The organism is Pseudomonas sp. MTM4, from assembly GCF_019355055.1.
GTDB lineage: Bacteria > Pseudomonadota > Gammaproteobacteria > Pseudomonadales > Pseudomonadaceae > Stutzerimonas.
This window is the reverse complement of the sequence record NZ_CP048411.1, coordinates 3,857,893-3,873,340: the sequence shown is the minus strand read 5'-3', so window position 1 is coordinate 3,873,340 and position 15,448 is coordinate 3,857,893. Positions and strand designations below refer to the sequence as shown.

Here is a 15,448-nt window from a genome sequence, read left to right as displayed (position 1 = left end):
CTGCCAAGAAAGCGAAACCCCGCCAAGGAGGCGGGGTTTCATCAGGCTGCTGCTGCGGCTGTTACGGCATTGCTGAAGGCGCTTAGAGGTAATAAGCCTTCAGCGGCGGAAAGCCGTTGAATTCCACCGCGCTGTAGCTGGTGGTGTAGGCGCCAGTGGAGAACCAGTACAGACGGTCGCCGCTGGCGAGGTTCAGTGGCAGGCCGTACTTGTAGTGTTCGTACATGATGTCGGCGCTGTCACAGGTCGGGCCGGCGATGACCACTTCTTCCATCTCGCCCTTCTTCTCGGTCCAGATCGGAAACTTGATGGACTCGTCCATGGTTTCGATCAGGCCGCTGAACTTACCCACGTCGGTGAACACCCAGCGCTCAACGGCGGTGCGCGACTTGCGCGACACCAATACCACTTCGGAGACCAGCACGCCGGCGTTGGCAATCAGCGAACGGCCCGGCTCGAGGATGATCTCCGGCAGATCGTCGCCAAAGTCGTCCTTCAGGAAGCGGATGATCTCGTCGGCGTAGGTGGTCAGGTCGTTGGTCTTGGCGATGTAGTTCGCCGGGAAGCCGCCGCCCATGTTGATCATCTTCAGGACGATGCCGTCCTCTTCCTTCAGACGTTCGAAGATCACCTTGACCTTAGCGATGGCCGCGTCCCAGACGTCGATGTCGCGCTGTTGCGAGCCGACGTGGAAGGACACACCGTAGGGGTCCAGACCCAGTTGCTTGGCCAGGATGAGTAGGTCCAGCGCCATGTCGGTCTGGCAGCCGAACTTGCGCGACAGCGGCCAGTCGGCAGTGTTGGAACCCTCGGTGAGAATCCGCACATAGACCTTCGAACCCGGTGCGGCCTTGGCAATGTTGCGCAGGTCGGCTTCCGAGTCGGTGGCGAACATGCGCACGCCCCTGTCGTAGAAGTAGCGGATGTCCTTGGCTTTCTTGATCGTGTTGCCGTAGCTGATGCGCTCCGGACCGACGCCGGTGGCCATCACCTTGTCCAGTTCGTAGATCGAGGCGATATCGAAGTTCGAACCCTTGTCGCGCAGCAGCTCGGTGATTTCAGTGGCCGGATTGGCCTTCACGGCGTAGTAGATCTTGGCGAACGGGAAATTGCCGACCAGTTGGTCGTACGAATCGCTGATGATCTTGGTGTCGATGACAACGAACGGGGTTTCGCGCTCATCGGCGAAGGCCTTCATTTTCTGGAAGGTTTCGCGCGGATAGTAATCTTCGATCTTGATCGACATGCATGGCTCCAAATCGGGAAACGTAAAGTCGGATAAGGGGTGAGCAAGAACGCCTGATCAGTTTCCCCACTTTGGTTCGCCTACTTCCCAAGGCATGTCGCCGAGTATCACGGCCAGGTCGACGGCAACGGGTGCGGTGACCTGGTGAATCCTGATCTCTCGTCGTCAGTACTTGAGCCGGATGGATCGTTGCCAGCATGGACGTTCGGGCGCGAACTTTAGAACCACAGCTGTTCGATATCAATGAAAAATCCGTACTCGCTTCCATTTTTCCCATGTCGACGAACCTACCCTTATTCAAACCGACAAATGTGACGCAGCGATGTTCCCCCTCTGAGCCTGGCCGGCCCGGGCGCAGCGACGTGCGCCACGCTGACGGACAGCCTTTGCGTTATAATCGCCGGCTTTTTCCGACACGCTTTCTATACCGGGACCGCCATGACCTCTCAGGCCGCCGAAGTCGCGAAGCGCCGCACCTTCGCCATCATTTCCCACCCCGACGCGGGCAAGACCACCATCACCGAAAAGCTGCTGCTGATGGGCAAGGCCATCGCCGTCGCCGGTACCGTGAAGTCGCGTAAATCCGACCGCCACGCCACGTCCGACTGGATGGAAATGGAAAAGCAGCGCGGCATCTCCATCACCACCTCGGTGATGCAGTTCCCCTACCGCGAGCACATGATCAACCTGCTCGACACCCCCGGCCACGAAGACTTCTCGGAAGACACCTACCGCACCCTGACCGCGGTGGATTCGGCATTGATGGTTCTCGATGGCGGTAAGGGCGTCGAGCCGCGCACCATCGCCCTGATGGACGTCTGCCGGCTGCGCGACACGCCCATCGTCAGCTTTATCAACAAGCTCGACCGCGACATCCGCGACCCCATCGAGCTGCTCGACGAGATCGAAGCGGTCCTGAAGATCAAGGCCGCGCCCATCACCTGGCCGATCGGCTGTTATCGCGACTTTAAGGGCGTGTATCACCTCAAGGACGATTACATCATCGTCTACACGCCAGGCCACGGGCATGAGCGCACCGAGGTGAAGATCATCCAGAAACTCGACTCCGACGAGGCACGCAAGCACATCGGCGACGAGTACGACCGCTTCGTCGAACAACTGGAGCTGGTCCAAGGCGCCTGCCACGAATTCGATCAGGACGAGTTTCTCGCGGGTCAGCTGACGCCGGTGTTCTTCGGCACGGCGCTCGGCAACTTCGGTGTCGACCATGTGCTCGACGCCGTCGTCGACTGGGCCCCACGCCCGCTACCACGCGCCGCCAACGAGCGGGTGGTTGAGCCTGTCGAGGACAAGTTCACCGGCTTCGTGTTCAAGATCCAGGCGAACATGGACCCCAAGCACCGCGACCGTATCGCCTTCATGCGCATCTGCTCGGGCAAGTACGAAAAAGGCATGAAGCTGCGACACGCGCGCATCGGCAAGGACATCCGCATCGCCGACGCCCTAACCTTCTTCTCCAGCGAGCGTGAGCAGCTGGAGGAAGCCTGGGCCGGCGACATAATCGGCCTGCACAACCACGGCACCATCCAGATTGGCGACACCTTTACCGAAGGCGAAAACCTTGGTTTCACCGGTATCCCGCACTTCGCCCCGGAACTGTTCCGCCGCGTGCGCCTGAAGGACCCGCTGAAATCCAAGCAGCTACGCCAGGGCCTGCAGGAACTGGCCGAAGAAGGCGCGACCCAGGTGTTCTTCCCCGAGCGCAACAACGACATCATCCTCGGCGCCGTCGGTGTGCTGCAGTTCGACGTCGTCGCCAGCCGCTTGAAAGAGGAATACAAGGTCGAGTGCGCTTACGAGGCGATCAACGTCTGGTCCGCGCGCTGGATCGAGTGCGACAACGAGAAGAAGCTCAAGGAGTTCAGCGACAAGGCCTACGAAAACCTGGCGGTCGATGGCGGTGGTCACCTGACTTATCTGGCCCCAACGCGGGTCAACTTGAGCCTTATGGAAGAACGCTGGCCGGATGTGAAATTTAGGGCGACGCGCGAGCATCACTAACCGGGAGAAACACCACAGTCAGCATCTGGCCGATGGGATATGTTTCCGGTTCCACACATCGGAGCAACATCATGCGGAACCTTCTGCTCGCTCTTGCCCTTTCCACCTCTGCCGCTCAGGCAGGGGTGCTGATCAACAGTCCGTTCTGGGTCGTCGCGCTGACATGCGCCAATAATCAGGAATGCTATGCCGCCAGCAACGGCAGCTACACCGGCTCGCTGAATGGCGCACGACGCTTCGATGATCAGACCCAGGCGACAAAGTTCTTGAACAGCCTGACGTCCAGTCTGCGGGACAAATCTCCACGCATGGAGCAGCATACGGAGCAGCAGTGCGTGGAGCCCAGCGGGGATCGCAAGTATCCGGGGCGCCCTTGCTGACGGCTTAAGACGCCTATTTCACAAGGATCGTGAAATGCCAACCGAACGTGTTACACCCGAGCACCGCGTGTTTGCCCAGCAACTCCGCACGCAACTCACCGACTGCGAGCGCCTGCTTTGGCGGCGACTACGCAACCGCGGCCTGGCGAGCATCAAGTTCCGCAGACAACATCCGTTCCCGCCCTATGTACTGGATTTCTACTGCGCAGAGCTGCGTTTAGTGATAGAGCTCGACGGCGGTCAACACTACGACGATACCGGGCAGGAGAAGGATCGAGTGCGTACCGACTATCTGCAGCACAAAGGTCTGGACGTGCTGCGGTTCAGCAATTCGGATGTGTTGCAGAATCTCGAAGGGGTTCTGGCTGAAATACTCCGCTGGGTTGAAGCCTGCTCCCCTCACCCCAACCCTCTCCCCAAAGGGGAGAGGGAGCTGGATTGAGGCCTCCGTATCAGCGCGGTTAGCCCGACTCATGGAGTAAGCGGGGCCTCTGCTCGCGCTATGGCTATGCGAGTCGCAAAGGCCAGCTTTCTCGGAAAGATACGTTCCGCCGCCAACGAACCGAAAATCCCCACTCCGACCAGTCCCCTCTCCCCTCCGGGGAGAGGGCTAGGGTGAGGGGACGTGGCGCCGCCGTACACCTTCGGCTACACCGACAACAGCGCTCACCAGGCAGCCCAACACCTGAACATCAGCGCCTATTGCCCTTCCTCCAACGTCCAGGCAATCACCGAATCCCCGATCTTCGTCCCAAACGAGCCATGCCCACCGGCCATCTGTACCACGTACTGCTTGCCGGTTTTCTCCGAAACATAGGTCATCGGCGTCGCCTGCCCACCCGCCGGCAGCCGCCCCTTCCATAGTTCTTTACCGCTCTGCAGGTCATAGGCACGCAGGTAGTAATCCAGGGTGCCGCTCATGAAGGCGACACCGCCAGCGGTGACGATCGGTCCGCCTAGCGCTGGCGTGCCCACCGGGAAGGGGATGCCGAGCGGTGCGCTGTCGCGGCTAGTGCCGTTCTTGTGCATCCAGACTTTCTTCATGCTGCGCAGATCAACTGCAGTGACGAAGCCCCATGGCGGCGTCTGGCACGGCAGCCCGAGCACGGACATGAACGGCTCCAGCCGCACCATATAAGGTGCGCCGAGGTTCGGTTGCAGCCCGGTCTCGCCGCCACCGGTGCGTTCTTCCGGATCGACTTCGCTGCGCTTGACCATGGTCGATATGAACGCCAGATAGTTCGGCGCACCGAACAGCAGCTGCCGGCCCGGATCGACCGCCACGGACGGCCAGTTGAACGTGCCCACATTGCCCGGATAGATCAGCGAGCCTTGCTCTGAAGGCGGCGTGAAATCACCGTCGTAGCGCAGCTTGCGGAACTGAATGCGGCACATCATCTGATCCAGCGGCGTGCCACCCCACATGTCCTTTTCATACAGCGGCTCGTCCGGCGCATAGCTGAGCGCAGAAACCGGCTGAGTCGGCGCCGCATAGTCACCTTCCACCGTGCCCTGCGGTACCGGGACTTCCTCGACCGGAACGATCGGGACGCCCGTGCGGCGGTCCAGCACGAACAGATCGCCGCGCTTGGTCGGCTGAATGATGGCTGGCACCTTGCCCTGCGGCCCGTCGATATCCACCAGCGTGGGCTGGGACGGCAAATCGCGATCCCAGAGGTCGTGGTGCACCGTCTGGAATTCCCAGCGCACCTTGCCGGTCTCCAGATCGAGCGCGACGAGGGTGTCGGTAAAGCGCTCGGATTCGGCCGTACGCGGCACGGCCCACTGGTCCGGCGTCTGGTTGCCGGTGGGGATATAGACCAGCCCCAGCGCCTCGTCTGCAGTAGCGATGGTCCAGGAGTTCGGCGTGCTGCGCACGTAGGTCTCGCCCGGTGCCAGCGGATCGGTAGCATCCGGGTTACCCGGATCGAAATTCCACACCAGTCGCCCGTTGCGCACGTCGTAGGCGCGAATGACGCCGCCGGGTGAATCCACCGCGCCGTTATCGGTAATCGAGCCGCCGACGATGACCAGCTTCTCGGTCACCACCGGAGGCGATGTTGGCAGATAGACACCCAGAGCGCCTTCGCCGAGACCGAGTTTCAGGTCCACCACCCCGGCATCGCCGAAGTCCTCGCAAGGCTTGCCGTCTTCTGTATCCAGCGCGATCAACGTACCGTCATTGGTCGGCAGAAACAGCCGGCGCTCGCAGCGGGCCGCAGCTTGTCCCGGCGACGGGACACTCGTCGCGGTCTGGCCATAGGAACCGGCATCGTGAAACGCGAGGCCGCGGCAGGTCATGTGCTGGTAGTACTCGGCATCACGGTTGATGCTCGGGTCGAAGCGCCAACGCTCTTCACCGGTGTCGGCATCCAGCGCGATGGCGATGCTGTGCGGCGTGCAGATGAACAGCGTGTCGCCCACTTTCAGCGGCGTAACCTCATTGGTCAACTCGCCCGGATCGCCCTCACCTGGCAAATCGCCGGTGTGATATTCCCAGGCTTTCTCCAACCGCCCGACGTTTTCCGGAGTAATCAGGTCCGCCGTCGAATAGCGATCGCCGTTGCTGGAGCCACCGTAGGCTGGCCACTCGCTTGCCGAGCGCCCCGCCTGTCCGTCCGGTTCGAGGCCCTGCATCTGCGCGTCGCTGAACTCACCCTTGATCGAGTGATAGTCCTGCGTCAGCGCGTAGCCAGCCATCAGCGCCCCGGCCAACAAACCGAGCCCGAGCAACCCACTGGCGCCGTCACGCCAGACTAGCCGATCGCTCACGTAACGATTGACGAAGGGCAGGATCAGCCACAGCCCGAGGATGCACCAGAGATCGATTCGTGGCGCCAGCTGCCACCAATCGAACCCGACCTCGTAGATCGTCCAGACCAGGGTCGCCAGCAACAGCAATGCATACAGCCAGATAGCTGCGCGCCGTCTGGCGAACAGCAGAGCGGCGACGATGAGCAGCGCGATTCCAGCGCTCAGGTAATACCAGGACCCTCCCAGTACCGCGAGGTAGCCACCGCCGATCGTCATCAGCGCCCCCAACACCAGCACAACAATGGCCGTCAGGGTGATACGCAAGGGGCGCGGCCCGTATTCGATGCTCATCCAACGCTCTCCAGCCGATTCGTTTCAACGCAAAAGCTGGCGAAACGTTCTGACACAGAATTTCGACCAGCTTTTAGTGGATGCAGCGGGAAGGCGTTTAGTTCAGCGGTTTCGGCCCGCTGGTCAGGTTGCCTCGCCAATGGCGAGCGGCTGTGCCTCGGGCTTCTTGATCACGGCATAGATCACGCCTGTTACCAGACTGCCGGCCAGAATCGCCATCAGATACAGCAGCGCCAGGTTGATCGCGTTGGGAATCAGCAGCACGAACAGCCCGCCGTGAGGCGCGAGCAGCTTCGCACCGAACGCCATCGACAGCGCCCCGGTCAGCGCGCCACCGGCGATGCTGGCCGGAATTACCCGCAGCGGGTCTTTCGCGGCGAAGGGAATCGCGCCTTCGGAAATGAAGCAGCAACCGAGCACCAACGCGGCCTTGCCGGCTTCGCGCTCGCTCTGGGCGAACTTGCGACGGGCGAGGATGCTGGCGATGCCCATGCCGATCGGCGGGACCATGCCAGCGGCCATGGTGGCGGCCATCGGTGCATAGCTCTGCGAGGCGAGCAGGCCGACGGAGAAGGCATAGGCCGCCTTGTTCACCGGCCCGCCGAGGTCGACGCACATCATGGTGCCGAGCAGCAGCCCGAGCAGAACGGCATTGGACGTGCCCATGGTGTCGAGAAATTCGGTGAGCCCGGCGAGCAACTTCGCCACCGGCGTACCCACCACATAGATCATCACCAGGCCGGTGATCAGGCTGGCCAGCAGAGGAATGATCAGGATCGGCTTGAGCGACTCGACGCTCGGGGGCAGCGGAACCCAGCGGCTGACCGCCTTGGCTGCGTAGCCCGCGACGAAGCCGGCGATGATCCCCCCGATAAAGCCCGCGCCCAGCGTGCCGGCCAACAGTCCGCCGATCATGCCTGGCGCGAGGCCCGGACGATCGGCGATGGAATACGCGATGTAGCCGGCCAGCAAGGGCACCATTAGCTGGAAGGCCGTCTCGCCGCCAATTTTCATCAAAGCGGCGGCCAAGGTGCCCTCTTCCTTGAACGCCTCGATGCCGAAGACGAAGGACAGCGCGATCAGCAAGCCGCCGGCCACCACCATCGGCAGCATGTAGGAAACGCCCGTGAGCAGATGCTTGTAGACGCCGGTTTTTTCGCCCTTCTGCTCGCCTCCACCGGCACTGACCGCGGCGCCACCACTAAGCACCGTGGCTTCCTCCAGCGCGCGGTCCAGCGTCGCGTCGGGTTGTTTCAGCGCAACGCCCGTGCCGCAGCGAAACACTCGCTTGCCGGCGAAGCGGGCGACATCCACCTCGATATCGGCGGCGAGCAGCACCACATCGGCCTCTTCAATGGCCTTCGCGTCGAGCACGTTGCGTGCGCCCACCGAACCGCGAGTTTCCACCTGCAGGTCATAACCCTTGCGGGTCGCCGCCTGCTGCAGGGCTTCGGCAGCCATGAATGTGTGTGCCACGCCGGTCGGGCACGCGGTGATGGCCACCAGCTTGGGTTTGCCTTTCGTAGGGGCGTCCGCCGCTTCATCTTGTTGCAGTTCGCTGGCCGTCTCGGCGGCGCTGCGCAGGAAGCCTTCGGGATCGAGCAGCGCTTCGGACGGGGCCGATTGGGCCACGCGCTTGCCGATGAAGCGTTGCAGCGATAACGGCCCGGTCTTGACCACCACGACCAGGTCGGCATTGGCAATCTGCGCGGGCGTCAGGGGCGAGCCGATGGCCTTGGGATCATGGACTTCCACAGCGGTCGACCAGCCCAGACGATGAGCGGCCGCTTCGAGCAAGCGTGACGTGAGCACACTGGTGACCATTCCGTTGGGGCAGGCCGTGACGATGAGAAGATTCATTCCTTTCACCTCTTATTGGAGTTATTGGCTCAGCGGCTGAAGGCGAACGGCGGCTTCCAGCTCGGCGAGCTGCGCCGTGTCGGTGATGCCAAAGCCGACCTGCCCAACTGCCTGCGCGGCGATGGCCGTAGCGTGGGTAAGGGTGCGTTCGGCGGGCCAGTTTTCCAGCAAGCCATGGATCATGCCGGCCAGCAGCGAGTCGCCCGCGCCGACGGTGCTGACCACCTGCACCTTGGGCGGATGTGCGTGCCAGCTGGCACTGGGTGCAAACCAGCTCACGCCCTCGGCGCCCTGTGAGATGACCACGTGCTCGACGCCCTCGACCTGCAATCGCCAGGCTTCACGGGCGAGCGCCGGCGCATCGGCGGCTTGCATCCCGCGGGCCTCGGCCAACTCCTCTTCATTGGGCTTGATCAGCCAAGGCGCGGTGGCCAAGCCGGCGCGCAGGGCTGCGCCACTGGTATCCAGCGCCACCCGTGCGCTCAGTTGCTTCAGTGCTTGCAACAGCTCGACGAACCATTCCACCTGAACACCGCGCGGCAGGCTACCGGCAACCACCACCAGATCATGCATTGGCGCGAGGCGCTTTAGCCTGGCTAGCAACTCGACGCGCTCCGTCTCGGCGATCATCAACCCCGGACCATTGATGTCAGTGACTTGCCCGCCGGCTTCGGCCAGTTTGATGTTGCTGCGGGTTTCACCCGCCACCCGAACAAACTCATCGGCAAACCCGCGCGCCTTGAACAACTGCTCGAACGCCTGCGGATTGTCCGCGCCGAGAAAGCCGGTCACCGTCAGCTGGTGACCCAGATCGGCCAGCACCTGCGCCACATTGAGGCCCTTGCCGGCGGCATGCACCTGCACGCCTTCGCTGCGATTGACCTCGCCCAGGCGCAGCGACGGCAGCTGTACAGTCAAATCCAGCGCTGGATTAAGGGTAACCGTCAGGACGCGCGCCATCAGCAATGCTCTCCGACGAAAGCCCGTACTTCATGTGCGCCCGCTAACAGCAGCGCTTGCTGGGCCAATTGCTGGCAAGCGGCGAACTCCAGCTCCCGCACCCGCGCCTTGACCAGCGCGATGCTGCGGGCAGATACGCTCAGCTCGTCGACACCGAGGCCCACCAGCATCGGCACTGCCAGCGCATCGGCCGCCAATTCGCCGCATACCCCGACCCACTTGCCATGCGCGTGCGCGGCTTTGACCGTCATGTCGATCAGCCGCAGCACCGCCGGATGCAAGCCATCGGCCTGACCGGAAAGGGTCGGATGACCGCGGTCGATGGCCAGTGTGTACTGCGTGAGATCGTTGGTACCAATGCTGAAGAAGTCGACTTCTTGAGCCAACACGGGTGCGATCAGCGCCGCCGAGGGAATCTCGATCATGATGCCTACCTGCAGATCGGCCACCGGCAGTTCCACCCGCAGGCGATCAACCATGGCTTTGGCGGTGCGCCACTCATCGATGTTGCCGACCATGGGGAACATGATCCGCAACGGGCGACCGTCGGCGGAGGCCAGCAGCGCGCGCAGCTGGGTTTCGAGAATGTCTGGACGTTGCAGGCTCAGGCGAATGCCGCGTACACCGAGGAAAGGGTTTTCTTCGGCTGGCATCGGCCAGTACGGCAGTGGCTTGTCGCCACCGACGTCCAGCGTACGCACCACCAGGGGCCGCCCTTCGAGGGCTTCCAGCACGCGGCGGTACTCGGCTTCCTGGGTCGCTTGGTCCGGCGCCTGGGAGTGGTTCATGAACACTAGCTCGGTGCGCAGCAGGCCGATGCCTTCGGCCCCGAGGGTAACGGCTTCGGCAGTCTCGCCGGCCGCGCCAATGTTGGCGGCGATCTCTATCGGATGACCGTCGCGAGTGATCGCCGAGTCCATTCGTCTCTCGTTCGCCACACGCTTGCGTTCCTCGCGCTCGGCGCGCTCGCTTCTGGCTTCTTCCAGTTGCGCATCGCTCGGCGCGACCAGCAGTTCGCCGCGCTCGCCGTCGAGCAGCAATAGCGTGTTCGGCGCCAACCCCAGCACGCCGGGCCCGGCGCCGACGATGGCCGGAATGCCCAGCGCACGGGCGATGATCGCGCTGTGCGAGGTCGCGCCACCGCCAGCGGTGAGGATGCCGGCGACGCGCTGGCAGTTGAGCGTGGCAACGTCCGACGGAGCCACTTCATCCATCACCAGAATGTAGGGCTCATCCGGCGCCTGCTCTGCCTCGATACCCGTCAGGCAGGCCAGTACGCGGCGGCCGACGTCACGCAGATCCGCTGCGCGCTCGGCCAGCAGTTTGTCGTGCAGCGATTCCTGTTGCTGCGCAGCGTTTTCGATTTCTTCCACCCACGCGGCTTCGGCGCTCAGGCCTTTTTGCAGGCGTACCTGTACGTCCTCGCGCAGTGCCGGATCGCGCAGCATGGCCTGATGGGTAGTGAAGATGTCGCGAATGCTGGCGACCTGGCTTTCCTCGATCAGCACGCCAATTTCGCTGAACACGGTATCCAGCGCTGCATCCAGGCGCTGCAGCTCCACGATTGGAGAGTCGCCGTGCTTGGGGTAATCAATCACCTGTGGCTTGCGCACCAGCACCGGGCCGATGGCGATGCCGGGCGAGGCGGCAATGGCCATCACCCGCTCGCCGACACGCAAAGCCGCGTGCTCGACGGTCTTTTGATCCGGTTGCGCGGCAAGCGACGCGCCGGCGTTTTCCATCACCTGGCCCGGCGCGGGCAAGGGCTCGACCTCCTCGCCCAAGCCGTCTTCCACAGCGCGCACCAACACCGGCAGCGCATCGGCGGCAACCGAGGGCTCGGCGATGAATTCCAATACCTGACCGCGATGCGCGCCCATCGCCAAGAGTTTGCTGAGGCTCTTTACCGACACGCCGGCAGTCTCGCTACCGGCCACACGTACACGGATATCGCCGTCGAAGGCCTGGGCGATTTCGGTCAGCACCTTGGCGGGCCGCGCATGCATACCATGAGCATTGGCCAACGGCACCTGCACGCTCGGCCAGTCGGCCGGTACGTCGCCGCCGAGCGCTTCGAGCACCACGCGACTGGAGGTCGCCTGGCTCAGTTCCTGCCCGCGGCCTTCGATCAGCAGATTGCACAAGCGCTCGAGCATCGCCCGATGCGCCTCACCCAGGCTGGCGAGCACGAACAGGCCATTAAGCGGCTGCCCCTGGTGTACCAACGAATTGATGGGCGTGACGAAGGCCAGCCCGGGGCGCTGCACCGACTGTTCACTGCTTAGCCACCACAAACCGTCGCCCAACGGCAGCGCCTGGTTCAGCGCCAACCCGGCATTGAAGCCGGGCTCCACGCACAGGGCGCGCTTGAGCAGCTTGACGCCCTGCCAGGCCAGTTCGTCGAAATCATCTGCGGTAGCACCGAGGGCGACCAACTGGCCGTCCAGCGCCAACTCCTGCGGCGCGCCCTGCAGCAGATCGATGATCGCCTCGGGGCTATCCACTTTTTGCAGCGCCTCGCTGAGGTCGCCTTCGCCAAGCGCTCGGGTCAACAACTGCAGCAACCGCAGATGCTCATCCGAACGCGCGGCGATGCCGATGGCCAGATACACCCGCTGGCCATTGCCCCAGTCCACGCCACCTGGAAAGTGCAGCAGGCGCACGCCGGTGGTGAAGACCTGATCGCGGGTCTCAGGCGTGCCGTGCGGGATCGCGATGCCCTGGCCAAGAAAGGTCGAGCCCTGCGCTTCGCGCGCGCGCAGCCCGTCGAGGTAACCGGGCGCCACCAGCCCGTCCGCCACCAGCACTTCGGCCAGCAAGGCCAGCGCGGCAGGCTTGTCGGCGGCCGTCTGATGCATGTGGATATGCTGGGCATTCAACTCAAGCATGGAGAACTCCTGTGCGGGCTCACGATTGTTTCTTTACCGGCCGGTCCGGCAGGGACGCTGACATGGCCCGAATCCTGGGCTGGCGCTTATGACCGAATAGTTGCTGAAACGTTTCAGCCAAGGCTGGCACATTACGCAATATTGGGTAACTCTAGAAGCCCAAGTTCATACCACCCGTCCTTCGCCCAGGATCATCGAGTTGAAACTGACCGACATCGCCCGCCTCGCCAACGTCTCGGTGACCACCGCCAGCTACGTCCTCAACGGCAAGGCCGTACAGCGGCGGATAAGCCAGGCCACGGTGGATCGGGTGATGGCAGTGGCTGAGCAACAAGGATTCCAGCTCGATCAGCAGGCCGCCGGTTTGCGGCGCGGGCAGTCGCGCACCCTGGGCTTCATCGTTCCCGACCTGGAAAACCCCAGCTATGCGCGCCTGGCCAAACTGCTCGAACAGCGCGCCCGCCAGCTTGGTTATCAGCTGCTGATCGCCAGCTCCGATGACGAGCCGGACGCCGAGCGCCAAGTCATCCAAGTGCTGCGCTCGCGCCGCTGCGATGCGCTGATCGTTGCCAGCTGCCTGCCGGCGGATGACGCCAGCTATCGCAAGATTCAGGCGAGCGGCACACCGGTGATCGCCCTCGACCGAGCGCTGGATGCCGAGCACTTCTGCTCCGTGGTCAGCGACGACCGTGAGGCCGCGGCGCAGCTCACGCGCTCGCTAAACATTCCAGCCGATGCGCATATCGCGCTGATCAGCGCACGGCCCGGATTGCGCATCAGCCAGCAACGCGAGCAAGGCTTTCGCCAGGCGCTGGAAAGCCACGCGGGTCAGGTCAACGTGATGCAGGCCGAGCAGTTCAGCCGCGCCTGCGGTCGTGAGCAGATGCTGGCGCTGCTTGATCAAGGTCCGTTGCCCGACGCGCTGATCACCACCGCCTATGTTCTGCTCGAAGGCGTCTTCGATGCACTGAGCGAATGCGGTCTGCTATGGCCTACGCAGCTGCGGCTAGCCACCTTCGGTGACGCGCAGCTGCTGGATTTCCTGCCGATACCGGTCAACGCCATATCCCAGCAACATGAGCAGATCGCAGAACTGGCGCTGGATCAGGCGATTCGCGCCATCGAGCAGAACGACTATCGCCCCGGCGTGCTCGCCGTGGAGCGCGTGCTGCGAGTACGGCGCAGCGCGGTAACTGCATAGCCCTTGCGGGGAACGTCGCACTGGCCGAAGCTAGCGGCCTTCCAACGAGCCGCCCTCTGATGAACATCGAACAGATCACCCAACGCCTGCACGCGATCCGCGACCGCAACGACTGGCAACGCTTTCATAGCCCGAAAAACCTGGTCATGGCCGCCAGCGTGGAAATGTCCGAGCTGGTAGAAATCTTCCAGTGGCTAACCGAAGACGAGTCGCGCCAGCTGCCGGCCGACAAGCTGGAACACGCAGGCCAGGAAGTCGGCGACATCCTTATGTACCTGCTGCTGATGTGCAGCGAGCTGGGCATCGACATAGAGCAAGCGCTGCTAGCCAAGCTGGCGGATAACGAGCGGCGGTTCGCCCAATGAGCGACCGCCATTTCGACGAGCTGGCGACGCGCTTCGCCGAGAAGATCTACGGCGGCGCCAAGGGTGCGATCCGCCTCGCAGTGCTGCAGGCGGACCTCGCCGAAGTGCTGCCGCAACGCCCGCTGCGCGTGCTCGATATTGGCGCCGGCCTCGGCCATATGAGCCTCTGGCTCGCGCAGCAAGGCCATCAGGTGACCCTAGCCGAGCCTGCCGAACCGATGCTCGAAGGTGCTCGCGAGCGTTTTGCCGAAGCGGGCCAGAACGCCACCTTTATTCAGGCACCCTGGCAGGACGTAGAAAACCATGTCGAGGGCCGTTTCGATCTGGTTATCTGCCACGCGGTGCTGGAATGGCTGGCCGAACCGCAGGCGATCCTGCCGGTGCTGCATCGCCTGGCCGCCGCCGATGGCTGGCTGTCGCTGGCCTTCTACAACCGCGACGCGCTGATCTACCGCAACCTGCTCAAAGGGCATTTCAAAAAGCTGCGCAGCCAGAGCTTTGCCGGCGAGCGCCAGAGCCTGACGCCGCAACAGCCGCTCGACCCACGTGAACTGGCCACGCAACTCGCACCGCACTGGCAGGTCGAATCAACCAGTGGCGTGCGTGTATTTCATGATTACATGCCCGCCGATTTTCAGGCCCGCACCGAGCCTGCCGACCTGATCGAGATGGAACTGGCGTACCGCCGCCACCCTACTTTCGCAGGCCTCGGGCGTTACCTGCACTGGTTGTGTCGGCCCCGCTGAATGCCGGCCGGGAGGTACCGATGTCGATCCGCACTGCTTTGCCACTGCTCTGTTCCCTGCTCGGTCTAAGTCTTGCGGCCTGCCAGAGCAGCAATCCCTACACCAGCGAATCCGCTCCGATTCCCCCGGCGCCGCCCGTCGAGCAGATCCAGTCGCCGATCTATCCGGCCGCGCCGCGAGACTTTTCCAGCTACCAGAGCTGGAGCTGGCGCACCCCACCGGCCGGGACGGCCTCGCTTGCCGGCCAAGAGTTACAGGAGATGGTGGCTGGTGCTCTGGATCAGCGCGGCCTGCGCCCGGCGCCGAACAACAGTCAGGGCGATGTGCAGATCAGTGCCAGCGCCCAGATGGAAACGCGGGTGCGACAAACCTACGATGATTACGGGCCCCGCGTCGGTGTGGGTCGCTATGGTGGCGGCTATGGATACGGCAGCGGCTACGGCATCGGAACGAGCGCGCCCATCGTGCGCAACTATGAAGAAGAGGTGGTATCGGTGCGCATCGAGATGTTCGACGCGAGCTCCGGCCAATCCGTCTGGAGCAACCGTGCCGAAGCCCGTAGCGGAGGCGATCAAGGCGAGCGCAAGGATGCGGCACGTGACGCCGTGAACCGCGCGCTTGCCGACTACCCGCCGCGCTGAATTTGCGCCGGTCCCTATTGCGAGGAGAACCGAG

Annotated in this window: 12 protein-coding genes; 7 read left to right on the top strand and 5 right to left on the bottom strand. The window is 63.2% G+C overall.

The features are described from left to right. Positions 1 to 82 precede the first annotated feature (82 nt). A complete protein-coding gene (locus GYM54_RS17790) occupies positions 83 to 1,246 on the bottom strand; it encodes a type III PLP-dependent enzyme (RefSeq protein ID WP_131649869.1) in 1,164 nt (387 codons plus the stop codon). A 438-nt stretch (positions 1,247 to 1,684) separates the two neighbouring features. On the opposite strand from GYM54_RS17790, the gene GYM54_RS17785 reads away from it, so the two are divergent. The 3 genes from GYM54_RS17785 to GYM54_RS17775 all read left to right on the top strand — a co-directional run bounded on the left by GYM54_RS17785 (position 1,685) and on the right by GYM54_RS17775 (position 4,090). Next, entirely contained in the window at positions 1,685 to 3,268 is a 1,584-nt protein-coding gene (locus GYM54_RS17785; protein ID WP_181100044.1) for a peptide chain release factor 3, read from the top strand. A 71-nt stretch (positions 3,269 to 3,339) separates the two neighbouring features. Further along, positions 3,340 to 3,648, top strand: a complete 309-nt coding sequence (locus GYM54_RS17780; protein WP_131649867.1) for a hypothetical protein — start codon at positions 3,340 to 3,342, stop codon at positions 3,646 to 3,648. A 34-nt stretch (positions 3,649 to 3,682) separates the two neighbouring features. Then, on the top strand, positions 3,683 to 4,090 hold the full coding sequence (locus tag GYM54_RS17775) for an endonuclease domain-containing protein (RefSeq protein WP_197445788.1): 408 nt from the start codon (positions 3,683 to 3,685) through the stop codon (positions 4,088 to 4,090). Between the two features lie 257 nt (positions 4,091 to 4,347). Here GYM54_RS17775 and GYM54_RS17770 read toward each other — a convergent pair whose 3' ends face one another. The 4 genes from GYM54_RS17770 to ptsP form a co-directional block, all read right to left on the bottom strand. Continuing rightward, entirely contained in the window at positions 4,348 to 6,753 is a 2,406-nt protein-coding gene (locus tag GYM54_RS17770; protein WP_197445787.1) for a membrane-bound PQQ-dependent dehydrogenase, glucose/quinate/shikimate family, read from the bottom strand. A gap of 123 nt (positions 6,754 to 6,876) precedes the next feature. After that, the gene (locus GYM54_RS17765) at positions 6,877 to 8,613 is read right to left on the bottom strand and encodes a PTS fructose-like transporter subunit IIB (protein ID WP_197445786.1); all 1,737 of its coding nucleotides are present in this window, start codon (positions 8,611 to 8,613) and stop codon (positions 6,877 to 6,879) included. A gap of 21 nt (positions 8,614 to 8,634) precedes the next feature. Then, the gene (gene pfkB, locus GYM54_RS17760) at positions 8,635 to 9,573 is read right to left on the bottom strand and encodes a 1-phosphofructokinase (protein ID WP_197445785.1); all 939 of its coding nucleotides are present in this window, start codon (positions 9,571 to 9,573) and stop codon (positions 8,635 to 8,637) included. Continuing rightward, positions 9,573 to 12,461: a phosphoenolpyruvate--protein phosphotransferase gene (ptsP, locus tag GYM54_RS17755; protein WP_197445784.1), complete on the bottom strand. Its 2,889-nt coding sequence runs from the start codon at positions 12,459 to 12,461 to the stop codon at positions 9,573 to 9,575. The genes pfkB and ptsP overlap by 1 nt, the downstream gene beginning before the upstream one ends. Positions 12,462 to 12,660: 199 nt before the next feature. Between ptsP and cra the strand changes: the two genes are divergently transcribed. The 4 genes from cra to GYM54_RS17735 are packed head-to-tail and all read left to right on the top strand — an operon-like array spanning position 12,661 to position 15,414. Continuing rightward, positions 12,661 to 13,662 (top strand): catabolite repressor/activator, encoded by a 1,002-nt coding sequence (cra, locus tag GYM54_RS17750; RefSeq protein ID WP_197445783.1) that lies wholly within the window; start codon positions 12,661 to 12,663, stop codon positions 13,660 to 13,662. A gap of 59 nt (positions 13,663 to 13,721) precedes the next feature. Beyond that, the gene (locus GYM54_RS17745; protein WP_197445782.1) at positions 13,722 to 14,027 is read left to right on the top strand and encodes a nucleotide pyrophosphohydrolase; all 306 of its coding nucleotides are present in this window, start codon (positions 13,722 to 13,724) and stop codon (positions 14,025 to 14,027) included. Then, positions 14,024 to 14,773, top strand: a complete 750-nt coding sequence (locus GYM54_RS17740) for a methyltransferase (protein WP_197445781.1) — start codon at positions 14,024 to 14,026, stop codon at positions 14,771 to 14,773. Before GYM54_RS17745 ends, GYM54_RS17740 begins: the two co-directional genes overlap by 4 nt. Before the next feature lie 20 nt (positions 14,774 to 14,793). Then, positions 14,794 to 15,414 (top strand): DUF4136 domain-containing protein, encoded by a 621-nt coding sequence (locus GYM54_RS17735; RefSeq protein ID WP_197445780.1) that lies wholly within the window; start codon positions 14,794 to 14,796, stop codon positions 15,412 to 15,414. Positions 15,415 to 15,448: the final 34 nt, after the last annotated feature.

What these genes read in the sequence shown, in the direction of transcription:
- GYM54_RS17790 (WP_131649869.1), bottom strand. Translation starts at nt 1,246, where the DNA reads ATGTCGATCAAGATCGAAGATTACTATCCGCGCGAAACCTTCCAGAAA.
- GYM54_RS17785 (WP_181100044.1), top strand. Translation starts at nt 1,685, where the DNA reads ATGACCTCTCAGGCCGCCGAAGTCGCGAAGCGCCGCACCTTCGCCATC.
- GYM54_RS17780 (WP_131649867.1), top strand. Translation starts at nt 3,340, where the DNA reads ATGCGGAACCTTCTGCTCGCTCTTGCCCTTTCCACCTCTGCCGCTCAG.
- GYM54_RS17775 (WP_197445788.1), top strand. Translation starts at nt 3,683, where the DNA reads ATGCCAACCGAACGTGTTACACCCGAGCACCGCGTGTTTGCCCAGCAA.
- GYM54_RS17770 (WP_197445787.1), bottom strand. Translation starts at nt 6,753, where the DNA reads ATGAGCATCGAATACGGGCCGCGCCCCTTGCGTATCACCCTGACGGCC.
- GYM54_RS17765 (WP_197445786.1), bottom strand. Translation starts at nt 8,613, where the DNA reads ATGAATCTTCTCATCGTCACGGCCTGCCCCAACGGAATGGTCACCAGT.
- pfkB (WP_197445785.1), bottom strand. Translation starts at nt 9,573, where the DNA reads ATGGCGCGCGTCCTGACGGTTACCCTTAATCCAGCGCTGGATTTGACT.
- ptsP (WP_197445784.1), bottom strand. Translation starts at nt 12,461, where the DNA reads ATGCTTGAGTTGAATGCCCAGCATATCCACATGCATCAGACGGCCGCC.
- GYM54_RS17745 (WP_197445782.1), top strand. Translation starts at nt 13,722, where the DNA reads ATGAACATCGAACAGATCACCCAACGCCTGCACGCGATCCGCGACCGC.
- GYM54_RS17740 (WP_197445781.1), top strand. Translation starts at nt 14,024, where the DNA reads ATGAGCGACCGCCATTTCGACGAGCTGGCGACGCGCTTCGCCGAGAAG.
- GYM54_RS17735 (WP_197445780.1), top strand. Translation starts at nt 14,794, where the DNA reads ATGTCGATCCGCACTGCTTTGCCACTGCTCTGTTCCCTGCTCGGTCTA.